Annotated in this window: 16 protein-coding genes; 10 read left to right on the forward strand and 6 right to left on the reverse strand. The window is 73.5% G+C overall.

The window, feature by feature from the left end:
• Positions 1-13: 13 nt before the first annotated feature.
• From KG102_RS04720 to KG102_RS04740, 5 genes are all read right to left on the reverse strand, one after another.
• Positions 14-3,838 carry a multifunctional oxoglutarate decarboxylase/oxoglutarate dehydrogenase thiamine pyrophosphate-binding subunit/dihydrolipoyllysine-residue succinyltransferase subunit gene (locus tag KG102_RS04720; RefSeq protein WP_208289435.1) on the reverse strand — a complete coding sequence of 1,275 codons (3,825 nt, stop codon included), beginning with the start codon at positions 3,836-3,838 and terminating at the stop codon, positions 14-16.
• A 275-nt stretch (positions 3,839-4,113) separates the two neighbouring features.
• Positions 4,114-4,926: an ABC transporter permease gene (locus KG102_RS04725; RefSeq protein ID WP_208214570.1), complete on the reverse strand. Its 813-nt coding sequence runs from the start codon at positions 4,924-4,926 to the stop codon at positions 4,114-4,116.
• On the reverse strand, positions 4,926-5,855 hold the full coding sequence (locus tag KG102_RS04730; protein ID WP_208289434.1) for an ABC transporter ATP-binding protein: 930 nt from the start codon (positions 5,853-5,855) through the stop codon (positions 4,926-4,928). The genes KG102_RS04725 and KG102_RS04730 overlap by 1 nt, the downstream gene beginning before the upstream one ends.
• Positions 5,856-5,908: 53 nt before the next feature.
• Positions 5,909-6,970 carry a sensor histidine kinase gene (locus KG102_RS04735; RefSeq protein ID WP_208289433.1) on the reverse strand — a complete coding sequence of 354 codons (1,062 nt, stop codon included), beginning with the start codon at positions 6,968-6,970 and terminating at the stop codon, positions 5,909-5,911.
• On the reverse strand, positions 6,967-7,746 hold the full coding sequence (locus KG102_RS04740) for a response regulator transcription factor (protein ID WP_208214567.1): 780 nt from the start codon (positions 7,744-7,746) through the stop codon (positions 6,967-6,969). The genes KG102_RS04735 and KG102_RS04740 overlap by 4 nt, the downstream gene beginning before the upstream one ends.
• A gap of 231 nt (positions 7,747-7,977) precedes the next feature.
• Here KG102_RS04740 and KG102_RS04745 point away from each other — a divergent pair, with 231 nt between their 5' ends.
• The 3 genes from KG102_RS04745 (at position 7,978) to KG102_RS18910 (ending at position 11,837) form a co-directional block, all read left to right on the forward strand.
• Positions 7,978-9,297, forward strand: coding sequence for a hemolysin family protein (locus tag KG102_RS04745; RefSeq protein ID WP_208289432.1), 1,320 nt, complete (start codon positions 7,978-7,980; stop codon positions 9,295-9,297).
• Positions 9,294-10,337, forward strand: a complete 1,044-nt coding sequence (locus tag KG102_RS04750) for a hemolysin family protein (protein ID WP_208214565.1) — start codon at positions 9,294-9,296, stop codon at positions 10,335-10,337. Before KG102_RS04745 ends, KG102_RS04750 begins: the two co-directional genes overlap by 4 nt.
• A 231-nt stretch (positions 10,338-10,568) precedes the next feature.
• Entirely contained in the window at positions 10,569-11,837 is a 1,269-nt protein-coding gene (locus KG102_RS18910; RefSeq protein ID WP_213363038.1) for a M15 family metallopeptidase, read from the forward strand.
• 73 nt (positions 11,838-11,910) lie between these two features.
• Here KG102_RS18910 and KG102_RS04760 read toward each other — a convergent pair whose 3' ends face one another.
• On the reverse strand, positions 11,911-12,831 hold the full coding sequence (locus tag KG102_RS04760) for an aldose 1-epimerase family protein (protein ID WP_208289430.1): 921 nt from the start codon (positions 12,829-12,831) through the stop codon (positions 11,911-11,913).
• 162 nt (positions 12,832-12,993) lie between these two features.
• Here KG102_RS04760 and KG102_RS04765 point away from each other — a divergent pair, with 162 nt between their 5' ends.
• Genes KG102_RS04765 through KG102_RS04795 form a run of 7 tightly spaced genes read left to right on the forward strand, consistent with a single transcriptional unit; the run spans position 12,994 to position 17,620 of the window.
• Positions 12,994-14,220 (forward strand): CpaF family protein, encoded by a 1,227-nt coding sequence (locus KG102_RS04765; protein ID WP_208289429.1) that lies wholly within the window; start codon positions 12,994-12,996, stop codon positions 14,218-14,220.
• Entirely contained in the window at positions 14,220-15,083 is an 864-nt protein-coding gene (locus KG102_RS04770; RefSeq protein WP_208289428.1) for a type II secretion system F family protein, read from the forward strand. Before KG102_RS04765 ends, KG102_RS04770 begins: the two co-directional genes overlap by 1 nt.
• Entirely contained in the window at positions 15,080-16,012 is a 933-nt protein-coding gene (locus KG102_RS04775) for a type II secretion system F family protein (RefSeq protein WP_208289427.1), read from the forward strand. Before KG102_RS04770 ends, KG102_RS04775 begins: the two co-directional genes overlap by 4 nt.
• A gap of 54 nt (positions 16,013-16,066) precedes the next feature.
• On the forward strand, positions 16,067-16,339 hold the full coding sequence (locus KG102_RS04780) for a hypothetical protein (protein WP_372438366.1): 273 nt from the start codon (positions 16,067-16,069) through the stop codon (positions 16,337-16,339).
• 50 nt (positions 16,340-16,389) lie between these two features.
• Positions 16,390-16,710, forward strand: coding sequence for a pilus assembly protein (locus KG102_RS04785; protein WP_372438365.1), 321 nt, complete (start codon positions 16,390-16,392; stop codon positions 16,708-16,710).
• Complete coding sequence (locus tag KG102_RS04790; protein WP_208289426.1) at positions 16,707-17,171, forward strand: pilus assembly protein; 465 nt, start codon at positions 16,707-16,709, stop codon at positions 17,169-17,171. Before KG102_RS04785 ends, KG102_RS04790 begins: the two co-directional genes overlap by 4 nt.
• Positions 17,168-17,620, forward strand: a complete 453-nt coding sequence (locus KG102_RS04795; protein WP_243884286.1) for a pilus assembly protein TadG-related protein — start codon at positions 17,168-17,170, stop codon at positions 17,618-17,620. Before KG102_RS04790 ends, KG102_RS04795 begins: the two co-directional genes overlap by 4 nt.
• The last annotated feature ends 16 nt before the right edge of the window (positions 17,621-17,636 follow it).

Raw genomic sequence — 17,636 nt, forward strand, 5'->3', positions numbered from 1 at the left:
CTCGACGGGTGGCTCAGCGCGCGAACGCCGCCTCGATGAGCGTGGCCTGCTGGGCCTGGTGCTTCTTGGCGGACCCGGCGGCCGGCGAGGCCGACTCCTTGCGGGAGACCACCCGCAGCGTGCGGTCCAGCAGCTGCGGCAGGTGCATGGACAGGAACGTCCACGGACCCTGGTTGCCCGGCTCGTCCTGCACCCACACCAGCTCCGCACCGTCGAACGGGGCGACCGCGGCGCGCACGGCCTCCTCGTCGAGTGGGTACAGCTGCTCGAACCGGACGATCGCCGTCTGCTCGTCGCCGGTCTTGACGCGGTGCGCCAGCAGGTCCCAGTAGACCTTGCCGGAGCACAGCAGCACACGGGTGACCTGGTCGGCCTTGGGGGCGGCCAGCTCGTCGCCGATGACCGTGCGGAACGTGCCCGAGGTGAAGTCCTCCACCGGGGACGACGCCGACTTCAGGCGCAGCATCGACTTCGGCGTGAAGACCACCAGCGGGCGACGCGGCCGGTCGTAGGCCTGGCGACGCAGCAGGTGGAAGTGCGACGCCGGGGTCGACGGCTGCGCGATCGTCATGTTGTCCTCGGCCGCGAGCTGCAGGAACCGCTCGATGCGTGCGGACGAGTGGTCCGGTCCCTGCCCCTCGTAGCCGTGGGGGAGCAGCAGCACGACGGACGAGCGCTGCGCCCACTTCTGCTCGGCGGACGAGATGAACTCGTCGATGATCGTCTGGGCGCCGTTGACGAAGTCGCCGAACTGCGCCTCCCACAGCACCAGGGCGTCCGGGCGCTCGACCGAGTACCCGTACTCGAACCCGAGGGCCGCGTACTCGGACAGCGACGAGTCGTACACCCAGAACTTGGCCTGGTCGGCCGACAGGTACAGCAGGGGGGTCCACTCGGCACCGGTCTCGCGGTCGTGCATGACCGCGTGCCGCTGCACGAACGTGCCGCGCCGGGAGTCCTGCCCGGCGAGGCGCACGGGAGTGCCCTCGACCAGGAGCGACCCGAACGCGAGCAGCTCGCCGAAGCCCCAGTCGATGCCGCCCTCGCGGGACATCGCCTCGCGCTTGGCCAGCAGCTGCGCCAGCTTGGGGTGGACCGTGAAGCCCTCCGGCGGTCGCACGTGCGCGCGGCCGATGCGCTCGAGCGTGCCGGCGTCGACCGCGGTCTTCCAGCCCACCATCATCCCGGCGTCCTCGAGCTGCGACTCCGGCCGCTCGAGGCCCTTGACGGCCTCGGCCTCCGGCGGAGCCGGGACGTAGCCGTCCTCGCGCGTCTCCGCGAACACCCGCTCCAGCTGCTGCTGGTAGTCCTGGAGCGCCTGCTCGGCCTCCTCGATCGTGATGTCGCCGCGCGCCACCAGCGTCTCGGTGTAGAGCTTGCGCACCGAGCGCTTGGCCTCGATCAGGTTGTACATGAGCGGCTGCGTCATCGAGGGGTCGTCGCCCTCGTTGTGACCGCGGCGGCGGTAGCAGACCATGTCGATGATGACGTCGCGGTCGAACTGCTCGCGGTACTCGAACGCTAGCGCCGCGACCCGCACGCACGCCTCCGGGTCGTCCCCGTTGACGTGGAAGATCGGCACCTGAAGACCCTTGGCCACGTCGGTCGCGTACTGCGAGGAGCGCGACGAGGAGGGGCCGGTGGTGAAGCCGACCTGGTTGTTGATGATCAGGTGGATCGTGCCGCCGGTGCGGTACCCGCGCAGCTGCGCCAGGTTCAGCGTCTCGAACACCACGCCCTGGCCGGCGAACGCGGCGTCACCGTGGATGAGGATCGGCAGGACGGAGAACCCGTCGCCACCGAGGTCGATGCGGTCCTGCTTGGCGCGCACGATGCCCTCGAGCACCGGGTCGACCGCCTCGAGGTGCGACGGGTTGGCGGCCAGGTACACGGCCGTCGTCGCGCCGGACTCCGCGGTGAAGGTGCCCTCGGTGCCCAGGTGGTACTTGACGTCGCCCGAGCCCTGCACCGACTTGGGGTCCTGGTTGCCCTCGAACTCGCGGAAGATCTGCGCGTAGGACTTGCCCGCGATGTTGGCCAGGATGTTCAGCCGGCCACGGTGGGCCATGCCGATGCCGACCTCGTCGAGCCCGTTGTCGGCGGCCCGGGACAGGATCGCGTCGAGCAGCGGGATGACCGACTCGCCGCCCTCGAGCGAGAACCGCTTCTGGCCGACGTACTTGGTCTGCAGGAAGGTCTCGAAGGCCTCCGCCGCGTTCAGCCGGCGCAGGATCCGCAGCTGCTCCTCGCGCGGCGTGCGGGCGAACCCGGCCTCCAGGCGCTCCTGGAGCCAGCGCCGCTGCCGCGGGTCCTGCAGGTGCATGTACTCGCTTCCCACCGTGCGGCAGTACGAGTCCCGCAGCAGGCCGAGCACCTCGCGCAGCTTGGCGCGGGGCTTGCCGCCGAAGCCGCCCGTCGGGAACGTGCGGTCGAGGTCCCACAGCGTGAGGCCGTGGGTCTGCACGTCCAGGTCGGGGTGCTTGCGCTGGCGGTAGGCCAGCGGGTCCGTGTCGGCCATGAGGTGGCCGCGCGAGCGGTAGGAGTGGATCAGCTCCGCGATCCGGGCCGGCTTGATCGCCTCGGCGTCGGGGTCTGCGGCCTCACGCACCCAGCGGACGGGCTCGTAGGGCACCCGCAGGGATGCGAAGACGCGGTCGTAGAAGCCGTCCTCGCCCAGCAGCTTGCGGGCGATGATGCGCAGGAGGTCGCCGGACTGCGCACCCTGGATGATCCGGTGGTCGTACGTCGAGGTCAGGGTCAGGACCTTGGAGATGCCCATCTTGTTCAGGGCGTCCTCGGACGTGCCCGCGAACTCCGCGGGGTAGTCCATGGCACCGACGCCGATGATCGTGCCCTGGGCCTGCATGAGACGCGGCACCGAGTGGACCGTGCCGATGGTGCCCGGGTTGGTCAGCGAGATCGTCGTGCCGGCGAAGTCCTCGACGGTGAGCTTGTTGCCGCGGGCGCGCCGCACGACGTCCTCGTACGCGGACCAGAACCCGGCGAAGTCGAGCGTCTCGCACTTCTTGATCGACGGGACCAGCAGCTGGCGCGTGCCGTCCGGCTTGGCCAGGTCGATCGCGATGCCGAGGTTGACGTGCGCGGGCGTCAGGACGCTCGGCTTGTCGTCGACGACCGTGTAGGAGGTGTTCATCGCCGGCATGTCTGCCAGCGCCTCGACCAGCGCGAAGCCGATGAGGTGCGTGAACGAGATCTTGCCACCGCGGCCGCGGGCCAGGTGGTTGTTGATGACGATGCGGTTGTCGACCATGAGCTTGGCCGGCACCGCGCGCACCGATGTCGCCGTGGGGACCTCCAGCGAGGCCTCCATGTTGGTCACGACGCGCGCGGCCGGGCCGCGCAGCTTCTGGACGTCGTCCGTCGTCTCGGCCTCGTCGACCGCGGAGGCGCGCTGGGCGACCTGCGCGTACGGGGCGGTGGCCGGCTGGGCGGTCGCGATGGGGGCCGTGAGGGCGGCGGGCTCGACCTCGGGCGCCGCGGGGGTCGGCGGCGCCGTCTCCTTCGCCACCGGGGCGGCGGGTGCCGGGGCAGCTGGTGCCGGGGCGGCAGGTGCCGGGGCGGCAGGTGCCTCGACCGCAGGGGCCTGCTTCGCAGGCGCCGGCGCGACCGGCGTGCCGTTCGCCGGGGCCTTCGTGGGAGCCGATGCCTTCGGGGACGAGGCGCCGTTCGTGAGCCCCTCCTCGGGCTTGTAGCCCTCGAAGAAGTCCCACCACGCCGGGTCGACCGAGTTCTTGTCCTCCTGGTACTGCTCGAACAGCTCGTCGACGAGCCACTCGTTGGCGCCGAACACGGCTCGTGTCGAGTCAGGATCCGCCATCTGGGTCACGCTGGGATCGCCCACTTCCGCTGCGGCTGGTGACCGCGTCTCTGCTAGTCCGACTGCTACTTCTGTTGATGACAACACTACGGCCTCAGGCCACCGCAGCCGCGCTCAGGAGCCCTCTGCGGGGCAGATCGACGGTCGCGTTCACCTCGTTGGCACACCCGGGTCAACGCGCGGCAACGGGCCAGTTCGGCACCCCTCAAGACGAGGTCGGCACTACCCCTGCGAGGTCATGGTTGTGCTGGCAGCCCGGCGGGCCGCCGCGGGGCTCAGGTGATGTCGCGCCGGAAGGTCGTCACGCGCCCGATGGCCGCAAGGCCGAGCCCGTACGCGAGCAGCACCAGGGCGCCCTGCCACCACTCCAGCACGGCCATGAGCCCGCTCTCCGAGAAGAAGCTGCCGCCCGAGACGGCCTCGCCCGCCGCGCCCGGCAGGTACGCCGCGATGTCGGCGCCCCAGCCGGTCATGGAGAGCACGACCCGCAGCACCGGCTCGACGAACTGCGTGAACGCGAGGACGACGACGATCACCGCCACCTGGTTGGTCAGGACCGACCCGAAGCCGACGCCGACGATCGCCCACAGGGCCAGGGCGAGCGCGGACAGGGCGATCGTGCGCCACGTCGAGGCCTGGTCGAGGAACGTCGGCTGGTCCAGCATGGTGAGCACCGCGGCACCGGCGCCGACGGAGGCGAGCGTCCCGACGACGCCGTACACGAGGCCCAGGGCCGCGGCCGCGACCAGCTTGGCGGAGACCAGGATCGTGCGGCGCGGCTCGGCCAGCAGGGTCGGCGTGATCGTCTGGTGCCGGAACTCGGAGGCCACCGCGAGTGCGCCGACGAGCAGGGGGAAGACGTAGCCGAACGAGACCGCGATCGTGTAGACGGACCGCACCACGGAGTCGGGGGCCAGGGCCGCCGACTCCTCGCCGGTGCCCGTGGTGGTGGTCATCGCGCCCTGCGCGATGGCCCAGCCGAGCACGGCGGCCAGGAACGCCATGTAGACGGCCATGGCGATCAGGAGGATCCACCACAGGCGGGTGGTGACGAGCTTGCGGTACTCGGTGAGCAGGGCGGCGCGCATCAGGCTGCCACCCCCGCGACCGGCGCCGAGCCGACGGAGCCGACGAGCTGCAGGAAGAGCCCTTCCAGCCCGGGATCTCGGCTGGTCAGCTCGTGCAGCTCGACTCCCGCCGCGAACGCGGCGGCACCGACCGTAGCGGCGTCGACGTCCAGCAGGTCGGCAACCCGGGGGTCGGCGGCGGCCGAACGCGTCCAGCCCGCCCTCTCGACCAGCGCCGCCAGGGCGACGGCGTCCGGGGAGACGGCCCGCACGTGCACCCGGGCCATCCCGGCCAGCTCCGCCAGCGACGAGGCGTGCGCCAACCGGCCGCGCGCGATGATGACGACGTCATCGACCGTCTGCTCGACCTCGGACAGCACGTGGCTCGAGACCAGCACCGTGCGGCCCTCGGCGGCCAGGGCGCGCAGGAAGCCGCGCAGCCAGCGGATGCCCTCAGGGTCGAGGCCGTTGGCGGGCTCGTCGAGCAGGAGGACCCGGGGGTCGCCCAGGAGCGTGGTGGCCAGCGCCAGGCGCTGGCGCATGCCGAGCGAGAACCCGCCGACCCGGCGGTTCGCCGCGGCGGACAGGCCGACGAGCTCGAGCACCTGGCCCGCGCGCGCGTCGGGGACGCCGGCCTGCGGGGTGAAGAGCCGCAGGTGGTCCAGCGCGGTGCGCCCGGGGTGGAAGCTGGCGGCCTCGAGCGCGGCGCCCACGGTCTGCAGCGGCTGGCGGATCTGGCCGTAGGACCGGCCGCCGATCGTGGCGGCACCGGAGGTCGGCCGGACCAGGCCGAGCAGCATCCGCAGCGTGGTGGTCTTGCCGGCGCCGTTCGGTCCCAGGAAGCCCGTGACCCGGCCGGGGGAGACCTGGAACGAGAGGTCGTCCACCGCGCGGACCGGGCCGAACGACTTGGACAGGTGCTCGACGAGGATGGTGCCGTCGGTTGTCATGCGCCGACCCTAGTGTTCTATGGGTAGTAGAACAATTTTCACATGCGCAACGTCTAGGCAGCGGGGAGCGTGACGCGCATCGTGCAGCCGTCCGCCGTGTCCGCGACCTCGATCCGACCGCCGTGCAGCTCCACCGCCCAGCGCACGATCGCCAGCCCCAGGCCGGTGCCGCCGGTCGAGGCCTGTCCCGTGACGGCCGGGCTGTTCCCGCGCACGAACCGTTCGAACACGTGCGGCCTCTGCTCGGGGGCGATGCCGGGACCGTGGTCGACGACGTCGATGCGGACCTGCGAACCGACGCGCGACGCCTCGAGGCGGACCTCGTCGTCCTCGGGGGAGTGCCGGACGGCGTTGTGCAGGAGGTTCGCGACCACCTGGTGCAGGCGGTCCGGGTCGGCCGGGACGACGAGGTCCGGGGGGTCGACGACCACGGGGAAGCGCAGCCGCTTGGCCGACCCGACGAGCATCGCGCCCTCCGCGGCCTCGTGGAGGAAGTCCTGCAGGCGGACGTCGGCGATCTCCAGCGGGACGTCGCCGGCCTCCAGCCGGGACAGGTCCAGCAGGTAGGTGACCAGCCGCCCCAGCCGCTCGGTCTGCGCGAGCGCGGCCTGCATCGATGCGGGGTCCGGCTCGGTCACGCCGTCGACGATGTTCTCCAGCTGCGCCTGCAGGGCGGTGACAGGCGTGCGCAGCTCGTGCGAGACGTTGGCGACGAGCTCACGCCGGAACATGTCCGCCTGCTCGAGGTCGTCGGCCATCGTGTTGAACGCGTCGGCCAGCTGACCCACCTCGTCGAGGCTCGTCGCGCGGACCCGGCGGCTGTAGTCGCCCGCCGCCATCCGCCGCGCCGCGTACGTCATCTCCCGCAGCGGCGACGTCATGCCGCGCGCCAGCAGCTGCGTGACGACCAGCGAGACGACGATGGCGATGGGGAGCGTGCGGGACGGCCCCAGGTGGTTGTACAGGCCCACCCAGGTGATGAACGCGGCGGCCGTGACGGTCGCGGCGACCAGGACGCCGAGCTTGATCTTGATCGAGCTCAGGCGGTCCAGGGGGCGCACGTCCGGCAGCCGCGCGCGGGCGAGCTCGCCCCGGGCGTGACGGGGTGCGTTCACTCGTCGTCGGGGACGCTCGGCCCCGTCTGAGCCGGCCCGTCGCTCGGCTCGAAGGCGTAGCCGACGCCGTGCACGGTGCGGATGAGATCGGGCCCCAGCTTGCGGCGCAGCGCCTTGATGTGGGAGTCGACCGTGCGCGTGCCGCTGGCGTCGACCCAGTCCCACACCTCGGCCAGCAGGCGCTCGCGGGTGAGCACCGTGCGCGGGGTCGCGGCGAGGGCGAGCAGGAGGTCGAACTCGGTGGGCGTGAGGTGCACCTCGGCGTCCCCGCGCAGCACCCGACGCTGGGCGCGGTCCACGGTGACGTCGCCGAGGACGAGCGGGGGTTCCGGCTGCTCGGCGGAGGCGAGCTCCGCGGCACGGGTGGCGCGCTCGGTGCGACGCAGCAGCGCCTTGGTCCGGGCCACGAGCTCGCGCATGGAGAACGGCTTGGTCATGTAGTCGTCCGCGCCGACGCCCAGGCCGATCAGCATGTCGGTCTCGTCGTCCCGGGCGGTGAGCATGAGGACCGGCACGGGGCGCTCCGCCTGGATCCGGCGGCACACCTCGAGGCCGTCGATGCCGGGGAGCATCACGTCCAGGACCACCACGTCCGGTCGCAGCCGCGACGCCGCGCCGACCCCGGCGAGCCCGTCGCCGACCGACTCGACCGTCCAGCCCTCGGCCGAGAGCCGCTGCACGATCGCCTGCGCGATCGCCGGCTCGTCCTCCACCACCAGGACCACCGTCCCGGCACCGCCGGGTGTCGTCGTCGACCCGCCGCTCACGTTCGCCATTGCGCCAGAGTGGCACAGGCGGGGCGCAGGAGGCCCTCGGACGCGGACGCGCCCTGTGAAGTCGGCGGACCGCCCGTATGATCGACACACCATGAGCAGCTCAAGTCGCTGCCGGCGTCCTGCCCGGGCCGACGAGCCCGGGGGAGACCATGCCGGCCCCCACTTCCTCTCTCCTGTCCTTCTCTGCGCCGGCCCACGGGTCGGCGTTCGTCGTGCCGCCGGTGGTCGCACGTGCTGATCGAGTGGCTCCTGGTCGCGCTGGGCATCGTGCTCACGCTCGGCACCGCCGTCTTCGTCGCCAGCGAGTTCTCGCTGGTGACGCTCGACCCGGGCCTGGTCGACGGCCAGACCTCCGCTGAGGACCGGCGCGGGCAGTCCGTCCTCAAGGCCCTGCGCCGGCTGTCGACCGAGCTGTCCGGCGCCCAGCTGGGCATCACGGTGACCACGGTCCTGCTCGGGTACACCACGCAGCCGGCCGTCGTGCGCCTGCTCCGCCTGCCGCTCGAGACGTCGGTGCTCGGGCAGGCGGTGGGTGGCATCGTCGCGGGGGTGCTCGCGCTCGTGGTGGTGAACGGCTTCTCGATGGTCGTGGGAGAGCTCATCCCCAAGAACCTCGCGATCAGCCGCCCGCTGCCCACGGCACGCGCGGTGGTCCCGCTGCAGCGGGCGTTCACCAGCGGGCTGCACCCGCTGATCGTCGCGTTCAACGGCAGTGCCAACGCGCTGCTGCGCCGCTTCGGGGTGGAGCCGCGCGAGGAGCTCGCGGGTGGCCGCTCGCGCCAGGAGCTGGCCGCGCTGGTGCGCCGTTCGGCAGAGGTCGGCACGCTCGACGAGTCGACGGCCACGCTCCTGACCAACTCGATCGAGTTCACCGAGCTGACCGCCGTGGACGTGATGACGGACCGCCTGCGGCTCGTCGTCGTACGTCGCGAGGAGTCAGCGGCCGACGTCGTCGACCTGGCCCGTCGCACCGGGCACTCCCGGTTCCCCGTGATCGGCGACTCCAGCGACGACATCGTCGGGCTGGTGCACCTGCGCCGCGCGATCGGCGTCCCGTACGAGCGCCGGGCGGAGGTGCCGGCCGCCGCGCTCATGGTGGAGGCGCCGCGCGTCCCCGAGACCGTGCACCTCGGGCCGCTGCTGGTCGAGCTGCGCGAGCTGGGTCTGCAGATGGCCGTCGTCGTCGACGAGTACGGCGGCACGTCCGGGGTCGTCACGCTCGAGGACGTCGTGGAGGAGCTGGTCGGCGACGTCGCCGACGAGCACGACCGCCGGCGTACCGCCACGGCGCGGTCGGCGGACGGCTCGTGGCTGCTGCCCGGCGTCCTGCGGCCCGACGAGCTCACCGAGGTCACGGGCCTCCAGGTGCCCGCCGACGGACCCTACGAGACCCTCGGGGGCCTGGTGATGTCCGAGCTGGGACGCATCCCCACCAACGGCGACGAGGTCGTGGTCGACCGCGTCCGGATCCAGGTGGACGCCATGGCGGGCCGGCGCGTCGAGCGGGTGCGCGTGTGCGCGCTGCGGGCCGACGAGGAGGACGGCTCATGAGCTCGAGCCTCGCGCTGGTGGTCGGTGTCCTCCTGCTCGCGGCGAACGCGTTCTTCGTCGGCGCCGAGTTCGCGATCATCTCCGCCCGCCGCAGCGCGATCGAGCCGCTCGCCCGCGAGGGTGACCGGCGCGCCAAGACGGTGCTGTGGGCGATGGAGCACGTCTCCCTCATGCTCGCGTGCGCCCAGCTGGGCATCACCGTGTGCTCGACGAGCCTCGGCGTGGTCGCCGAACCGGCGATCGCGCACCTCATCGAGGGTCCGCTGCACGCGCTCGGGATCAGCGAGAGCCTCACGCACCCGATCTCCTTCGTCATCGCGCTCGCCGTCGTGGTCTACCTGCACGTCGTCCTCGGCGAGATGGTGCCCAAGAACCTCGCCGTGGCCGGCCCCGACCGCGCGGTGCTGCTCTTCGGCCCGCCGCTCGTCTGGGTCGCCCGCCTGGTGCGCCCGATCATCACGGCCCTCAACTGGATCGCCAACCACGCGCTCCGGCTGTTCGGGATCGAGCCCAAGGACGAGGTGGCCTCGGCGTTCACCGCGCAGGAGGTGCAGTCGATCGTCGAGCGCTCCCAGGCGGAGGGGCTCATCGAGGACGAGGAGGGCCTGCTCGCCGGTGCGCTCGAGTTCTCCGACCGCACCGCGCAGGACGTGATGATCCGGACCGAGGCGCTGGTCACGGTCGGCCTCGGCAGCACGCCGGAGGACGTCGAGCGGCTGGTCGCCCGGACGGGGTTCAGCAGGTTCCCCGTCGTCGACGAGGCCGGGTCGCTCACCGGCTACCTGCACCTGAAGGACGTGCTCTACGCCGACGAGGCCGCGCGCAGCGTGCCCGTGCCGCTCTGGCGCGTCCGCGCGCTCGCGGTGGTCGGCCCGCACGACGAGGTCGAGGACGCGCTCGCGGCCATGCAGCGCTCCGGGTCGCACCTGGCGCGGGTCGACGAGGACGGCCGAGCGGTCGGCGTGGTCTTCCTGGAGGACATCCTCGAGGAGCTCGTCGGCGAGGTCCGGGACGCGATGCAGCGGGGCCAGATGTTCTGAGGGCGCGGTACGTCTGCGCGGTTCACGCGCCGTTTTCGGCGTGTCGCCCGCGTGTCGCGCTCCCGGGCTGGACGGCGGTCCAAGACGTTTGGAAGCGCGACCGCAAGACGTTACTGTTTCGTGACCGTAAGCCGACAGGGCCGTCCGCGGTGCTCCGCAGGACGACGTCGCCCGACCGGACGATACGTGGACAGATCTGGAGGTGTCGTGGGTTCGCACAGCGAGGACGCCGTGTCGAGGCCCCCGACCCGTCGCAGCCTGCGCGAGGCCGAGCGGCGGTCCGCGACGAGCGGCGCACAGCCCCAGGTCGCGCCCCCAGGGGTATCCGCTCCGGGCGGCCCCACCGCCCACCAGGTGCCGTCCTGGGCGCACCACGGTCCCGTCGCCCCGAGCTCGCGCCCGGCGCACAGCCCGGCTCCCGCCCCGGTGCCGCGCCCCGTACCCGCCCCGGTCTCGCGCCCGGCTCCCGCCCCGGCCACCGAGGCCCTCACGGCCGTCCCGCAGGTCACCGCTGCCGCGCCCGCCCGCTCCGCGTGGTCCACCTCTCCGCGGGTGCCGGCCACCCAGCCCGCGCCGGCCACTGCGAAGCAGGCGCCGGCCAGCGCACCGCAGGCGCCGGCCCGCGCCGAGGTCGCCCCGGCGCCCGACCAGTCGTCGGCCGCCCGCGTCGCGTCGCCCACCGCCTCGCGGCCCGCACCGAAGCCCGACCGGCCGGTCCACCCCAGGGTGGAGGACGTCCCCGAGCTCGCCGGCGTCCCGCACGGCAGCATCCGCCGCACACCCCGCCCCACCCGCGCGGCCGCCCGGCTCGGCGTGCTGGGCGTCCTCGCCGGCATCACGGTCGTCATCCCGGTCACCCAGGGCCTCGTGGCCGGCCCGGTGGCCTTCGGCTCCGACGCGCTGGCCGACTCCAGCCTCCCGAGCACCGTCTCGGCGCTCGCCGGCGCGTCGCTGTCCGCGCTGCCGCCCACGTCGCTGGCCTCCACGGACGGCGCCCTGCAGGCGCGCGGCCTGGCCGCCGCGAGCCGGGCGGAGGAGCGTTCCGCGCTCCCCGGCTGCGACGGCTCGCTGCGTGCCGCCGGGCAGAACGGTCTGCTCCGGACGGCGGACCTGTGCACGCTGTGGGACAACCACACGCAGCTGCGGGCCGACGCGGCGGTCTCCCTGGCCGAGTTCAACCAGGCGTTCGCCGCGCGGTTCGGCGGCGACCTGTGCCTGTCCAGCGGCTATCGCACGCTCGCGGCCCAGCGGTCGGTGAAGGCGCAGAAGGGCGGCCTCGCCGCGGCCCCCGGCAAGAGCAACCACGGCTGGGGCCTCGCGATCGACCTCTGCCAGGACCAGACGTCCGGCGTGAAGTGGCGCTGGATCAACGAGAACGGCCCGGCCTACGGCTGGGAGAACCCCGCGTGGGCGCAGCCGGGTGGCAGCGGCCCGTTCGAGCGGTGGCACTGGGAGTACACCAAGGGCGTCCAGGCCGACGGCGAGTACTACGACAGCTGAGGCTGTTCGTCAGGCCGCCGGTCCGTCGGCTCCGACTCGTCGGACCACGCTCGTCGGGCCACCGCCCTGACCCTCAGACGAGGGTCAGGCCCCAGGTGATCACGTGCGTGGCGCCGGGTGCCAGCTGCACCAGGTCGTTGCCGGTGCGGAACGCGTCGGCGATGCACGTCATCGGCTCCGCGGCCACGCCCCGGCGCTGGATGAGCGCCACGGTGTCGCCGGTGCAGACCTGCCAGGCACGGGCTGCGCCGTCCGCCCACATGGCCACGGTGCGCCCGTCGGAGCCGCCCAGTCGGATCCAGGACAGCCCGTCGGCGTCGCGGTCGAGGTCGATCCACGCGTCGTCGAGGGCGAGCCCCGCCAGCGGGCGCGGGGACCGCAGGTCGTAGTCGCCCGAGACCCGCTCCGTGCCGGTCGGCAGCATGCGGTCGTCGATCGTCACGTGCCGCGCGGCGTCCACCTGCAGCGTGCAGTCGTCCACGCTGCCGTCGCCCGGGGACAACCACGGGTGGAACCCGATGCCGTACGGCGCAGTCGTCGTGCCCAGGTTGGTCGCCTCGGCGGTCACGCGCAGGCCGCCCGCCGTCAGCTCGTAGGTCACCTGCAGGCGGACCGGCCACGGGTACCCGTGGGTCGGGACGACGACGTGCTCCAGCACCACCGTCGTGGCGTCGGCGCTGAGCGTCTCGAAGGTCGTGTGGGCGACCAGCCCGTGCAGAGCGGTCTGCCGCGACGGCTCGGTCAGCGGGACCTCGTACGTGGTGCCCTCGTAGCCGTACGTCCCGTCGCGCAGCCGGTTGGGCCACGGTGCCAGGACCGCCCCGGAGAACGCCGGCGGGATCTCCGTCTCGTCGAACGGCAGGACGACGTCGCGGCCGTCGACGACGTACTCGCGCAGGCTCGCGCCGACGGCGGTTACGACGGCGCGCTGCGCACCGAGCTCGAGGACGTGCTGGCGGCCGGTCGGCAGGGGTGTGGTGAGGGTCGTGGACACGCTCACACGGTATCTGCCCGCCGTCCCGTCTGTGGACAACGGGGTGTGCGACGCGCGTCGTGTCCCCTAGGGTTCCGGCCAGCGTGCAGACCGGACATGACGGACGTATCGGACGCTGTGACGGGCGCGTGATCGACCTGGGACCGAGAGCGAGGGGGCGCCGTGGACGGGGTGGCGATCCTCGAGACCGAGGTGCGCGAGCTGATCCGCCGCCGCGGTCTGGACCCCGTGCGGGACCGCCCCGGCGTGGTCGCCCTGGTCTCGGACGCGATCGCCGACTACGACGAGCGGTCGGTCGTCGGCGCCGTCCCGCCTCTGGTCGACGCGGTCGCCGCGCACAAGGCGGTGGTGGATGCGGTCGCGGGGCTGGGTCCGCTGCAGAAGTACCTCGACGACCCCGAGGTCGAGGAGATCTGGATCAACTCGCCCACGCAGGTGTTCGTCGCGCGCCGCGGCGAGGCCGAGCTCACCACGACCATGCTCACGGACGGCCAGGTGCGGGACCTGGTGGAGAAGATGCTCAAGGTCTCGGGGCGTCGGCTGGACCTGTCGAGCCCGTTCGTGGACGCGAGCCTGCCCGGCGGTGAGCGGCTGCACGCGGTGATCCCGGACGTCACGCGGCGGCACTGGTCGGTGAACATCCGCAAGTACGTGGTGCCGGCGACCTCGCTGGACGACCTCGTCGCCCTGGGGACGGTGTCCCCGCACGCGGCCGCGTTCCTGGCGGCGGCCGTCCGCGCGGGCCTGAACGTGCTGGTCTCCGGGGGCACCCAGGCGGGCAAGACCACCATGCTCAACGCCCTCGCGGGAGCCATCCCGGCGCGGGAGCGCGTGATCACGTGCGAGGAGGTCTTCGAGCTGCGGCTCGTCGCGCGCGACTGGGTCGCCATGCAGTGCCGCCAGCCCAGCCTGGAGGGCACCGGGGAGATCCCGCTGCGCCGGCTGGTCAAGGAGGCGCTGCGGATGCGGCCGAGCCGGCTGCTGGTCGGCGAGGTGCGCGAGGCGGAGGCGCTCGACCTGCTGATCGCGCTGAACGCGGGCGTGCCGGCGATGTGCACCATCCACGCGAACTCCGCACGGGAGGCGCTGACCAAGCTGTGCACGCTGCCGTTGCTCGCCGGGGAGAACGTGTCGGACCGGTTCGTCGTGCCGACGGTCGCCTCCGCGGTGGACCTCGTCGTGCACCTGGACATCGACGGCAACGGACGTCGGCTGGTGCGTGAGGTCGTGGCGGTGCCCGGCCGGGTCGAGCAGGGCATCGTGGAGACCGCCGACGTCTTCCACGCACGCGACGCCCACCTGGTCCGCGCCGACGGCTACCCGCCGCACCCCGAACGCTTCGCCCGCGCCGGGATCGACCTGCCGGCGCTGCTGCGGGGGCGGACCTGATGGGGGTGGTCGTCGGGTTGCTGCTCGGTGCCGGGCTGGCGTGCATCTGGTGGTCGTTCTGGGCCGAGCCGCGCCGGCCCGGCTCACGGAGCTCCACCGGCTGGCACGCCAGGACCCAGGACGCGCTGGTGCAGGCGGGGATGGCCGGGGCGACGCCCGGGGGACTGGTGCTGACCAGCGTCGTGCTCGGGCTGGTGGTCCTGGTGCTCGGCACGGCACTGACGCGGATCCCGTCCATCGCGCTGTGCTTCGCGCTCTTCGCGACGATGGCTCCGTGGGCGGTGGTGCGGGGCCGCGCCCGCCGGCGTCGGTCCCGGCTGCGCCAGCTCTGGCCCGAGGTGGTCGACCACCTGGGGTCCGGGATCCGCGCCGGGCTGGCGCTGCCCGAGGCTGTCGCGCAGATCGGGGAGCGTGGGCCGGTCGAGCTGCGAGAGGCGTTCACGGCGTTCGCCGAGGACTACCGCGCCACCGGGCGCTTCGGGGACTGCCTCGACGCGCTCAAGGCCCGGCTCGCCGACCCGGTGGCCGACCGGATCGTCGAGGCGCTGCGCCTGACCCGCGACGTGGGCGGCACCGACCTGGGTCGGCTGCTGCGCACGCTGGCCACGTTCCTGCGCGAGGACGTACGCACCCGCGGCGAGCTCGAGGCCCGGCAGAGCTGGACCGTGTACGCGGCGCGGCTCGCGGTCGCGGCGCCGTGGGTCGTGCTCGCGCTGCTGGCCACCCGCCCGGAGGCCGCCAGCGCCTACGACACTCCCGCGGGGTTCGCCGTGCTCGCGGTCGGCGGCGCCTGCACCGTGGCGGCGTACCTGGTGATGCTGCGCATCGCCCGGCTGCCCGACGACCCGCGGGTCCTGCGGTGAGCCCGGGCGTCCTCGGGGCGCTGGTGGGGCTCCTCGGCGGGCTCGGCCTGACGGTCGTGGTCCTGCGGCTGCGCTCCCGGCGGATCAGCCTCGACCAGCGGCTCGCGCCCTACCTGCGCCCGCAGGCGACGTCCTCGGGGCTGCTGCGGGCGCCGAGCGTGCGAGGACCGTTCGCCACGGTGGAGCGACTCGCGGCACCCGTGATGTCGGACGCGGTCCGCCTGGTGACCCGCCTCGGGTCGCCCACCGCCGACCTGCGGCGCCGCCTCGGCCGGGCAGGCCGCACCGAGACCGTCGAGCAGTTCCGTGCCGGGCAGGTGGTCTGGGGCGTGCTCGGGCTGGCCGCCGGTCTCGCGCTCGCGCTGGTGCTCGCCGCGGCGCGCGGCGGCGCCGTCGTCCCGCTCGTCGTGCTCGTGGCCGTCTGCGGCCTGACCGGGGTGCTGGCGCGGGACTGGGCGCTCACGCGTCAGCTGCGGGCGCGCGAGTCGCGGATGCTCACCGAGCTGCCGACCATCGCGGAGCTGCTCGCGCTGGCGGTCGGGGCCGGTGAGGGGGCCGTCGGTGCTCTCGAGCGCGTGGTCCGCAGCACCCACGGCGAGCTCACCGCGGAGCTGGCGCGCACCCTGGCCGACACGCGCGCCGGCGCGCCCCTGACCGCCGCGCTCGACAACCTGGCCGACCGGACCGGGCTGGCGGCGCTCGCGCGCTTCGCGGAGGGCGTCGCCGTGGCGGTGGAACGCGGGACGCCCCTGGCCGACGTGCTGCGGGCGCAGGCGCAGGACGTGCGTGAGGAAGGGCGCCGCGCCCTCATGGAGACGGGCGGGCGCAAGGAGGTGCTGATGATGGTCCCGGTGGTCTTCCTGATCCTGCCCATCACGGTCGTCTTTGCGGTCTTCCCCTCGATGGTGGTCCTGCGAGTCGGACTGTGACGCGCGCAGGGGTCTGGCACGGCGCCGCGGTGGCGCCCGACGAAGGGAGAACCGATGACGAACGGGACCGAGATCGAGGAGAGTTCGAGCGACCGCCCGACGTCACGCGTGCGGGCGGCGCTGTGGGGCTCGCTGGTGTGGGGGTCGACGGCGTGGGCGGGCGTCCGGCGTCACGTGGGACGCGGCGGACCCGACCGCGGCGACGTGCCCGGCTGGGTCCTGGTGACCCTGATGACCGCCGGCCTGGTGACCGCGCTGTGGGTGATCGCCGGCGACGCGCTCGGGCGGGTGTTCCTGGACGCGATCAACAGCGTCACCGGCACCTGACCGCCGACGCGGGGTCGGCGATCGTCGACTTCGCACTGGTCGGGGGCCTGGTGACCGTCCTGTTCGTCGCGGTGCTGCAACTGACCCTGGTGCTGCACGTGCGGAACACGCTCGTGGACTCCGCCGCCGAGGGTGCCCGCTACGGCGCGCTGTCCGGGCACGACCCCGCGGACGGCGCCGAGCGGTCGCGCCTGCTGATCACGCAGTCGTTGTCGGCGGCGTACGCCCGCGGCGTGAGCGCGCAGCGGACCAGGCTGGACGGGCTCGACGTCGTGCGGATCGAGGTGCAGGCGCCGCTCCCGCTGGTCGGGCTGATCGGCCCGGCGGGCACGCTGACCGTCCGCGGGCACGCCCTGGCCGAGGCGCCGTGACGAGCGGCTGGGCGGCGCGGCGGGCCCGGCCGGCGGGCGACGACGGCAGCTCGGTCGTCGAGTTCCTGGGCCTCTCGGTCGTCCTGATCGTTCCGCTGGTGTACCTGGTCCTCACGCTCGGACGCCTGGAGGCGGCGACGTTCGCCGTCGAGGGCGCGGCGCGCGAGGCTGCGCGGACGTATGTCGCGGCCGAGGGTGCCGACGCCGGGACGCAGCGGGCGGTCGCCGCTGTCGGCATCGCCCTGCGCGACCAGGGATTCGATGACGACCCCGCGGACGCGCTGACCCTGACCTGCTCGGCGGAGCCGTGCCTGGCCCCCGGCAGCGACGTCGCCGCGCGGATCGAGGTGCGCGTGCCGCTGCCGTTCGTGCCGAGCTTCGTGCGCGCGGTCGTCCCGCTGGAGGTGCCCGTCAGCGCCGAGCGCGTCGCGCCGGTCGACACCTACCGGACGACCCGATGAGCCGCGGCCGCGGGGACGACGGGCAGGTGATGATCCTGACCCTGGGGTTCGTCGTCGTCGCGCTGCTGCTGCTCACGGTCGTCGTGTCGGCGGCGGGCGTGCACCTGGAGCGCAAGCGGCTGCTGGCGCTCGCGGACCTGCTCGCGCTCGAGGCGGCCGACGCGGTGGCCGAGGACCGGTACTTCGTCCCCGGTGCCGGCCGGACCGCGACGGGCGTCCCGCTCACCGATGCCTCGGTCCGGGCGGGGGTCGACGGCTACCTGCGGGACAACCCGGGTGCGGCGACCGCGTGGGACGAGCTGGCCGTGCTGGACGCGTCGAGCCCCGATGGGCGGTCCGCACGGGTGCACCTGGGTGCGGTGGTCCGGCCGGTGCTGGTGAGCTGGGTGCTCGCGCCGTGGTCGGACGGGATCGCGCTGCAGGCGGAGTCGGTCGCCCGCGGTTCGTGACCGGTGAGGGGATCGG

Origin of the sequence: Cellulomonas fengjieae (genome assembly GCF_018388465.1) — a bacterium.
GTDB lineage: Bacteria > Actinomycetota > Actinomycetes > Actinomycetales > Cellulomonadaceae > Cellulomonas > Cellulomonas fengjieae.

Excerpts from the sequence above, each read along its gene's own strand:
- KG102_RS04720 (WP_208289435.1), bottom strand. The coding sequence starts at position 3,838 with ATGGCGGATCCTGACTCGACACGAGCCGTGTTCGGCGCCAACGAGTGG.
- KG102_RS04770 (WP_208289428.1), top strand. The coding sequence starts at position 14,220 with ATGGGGGTGGTCGTCGGGTTGCTGCTCGGTGCCGGGCTGGCGTGCATC.
- KG102_RS04740 (WP_208214567.1), bottom strand. The coding sequence starts at position 7,746 with ATGGCGAACGTGAGCGGCGGGTCGACGACGACACCCGGCGGTGCCGGG.
- KG102_RS04795 (WP_243884286.1), top strand. The coding sequence starts at position 17,168 with ATGAGCCGCGGCCGCGGGGACGACGGGCAGGTGATGATCCTGACCCTG.
- KG102_RS04730 (WP_208289434.1), bottom strand. The coding sequence starts at position 5,855 with ATGACAACCGACGGCACCATCCTCGTCGAGCACCTGTCCAAGTCGTTC.
- KG102_RS04780 (WP_372438366.1), top strand. The coding sequence starts at position 16,067 with ATGACGAACGGGACCGAGATCGAGGAGAGTTCGAGCGACCGCCCGACG.
- KG102_RS04750 (WP_208214565.1), top strand. The coding sequence starts at position 9,294 with ATGAGCTCGAGCCTCGCGCTGGTGGTCGGTGTCCTCCTGCTCGCGGCG.
- KG102_RS04725 (WP_208214570.1), bottom strand. The coding sequence starts at position 4,926 with ATGCGCGCCGCCCTGCTCACCGAGTACCGCAAGCTCGTCACCACCCGC.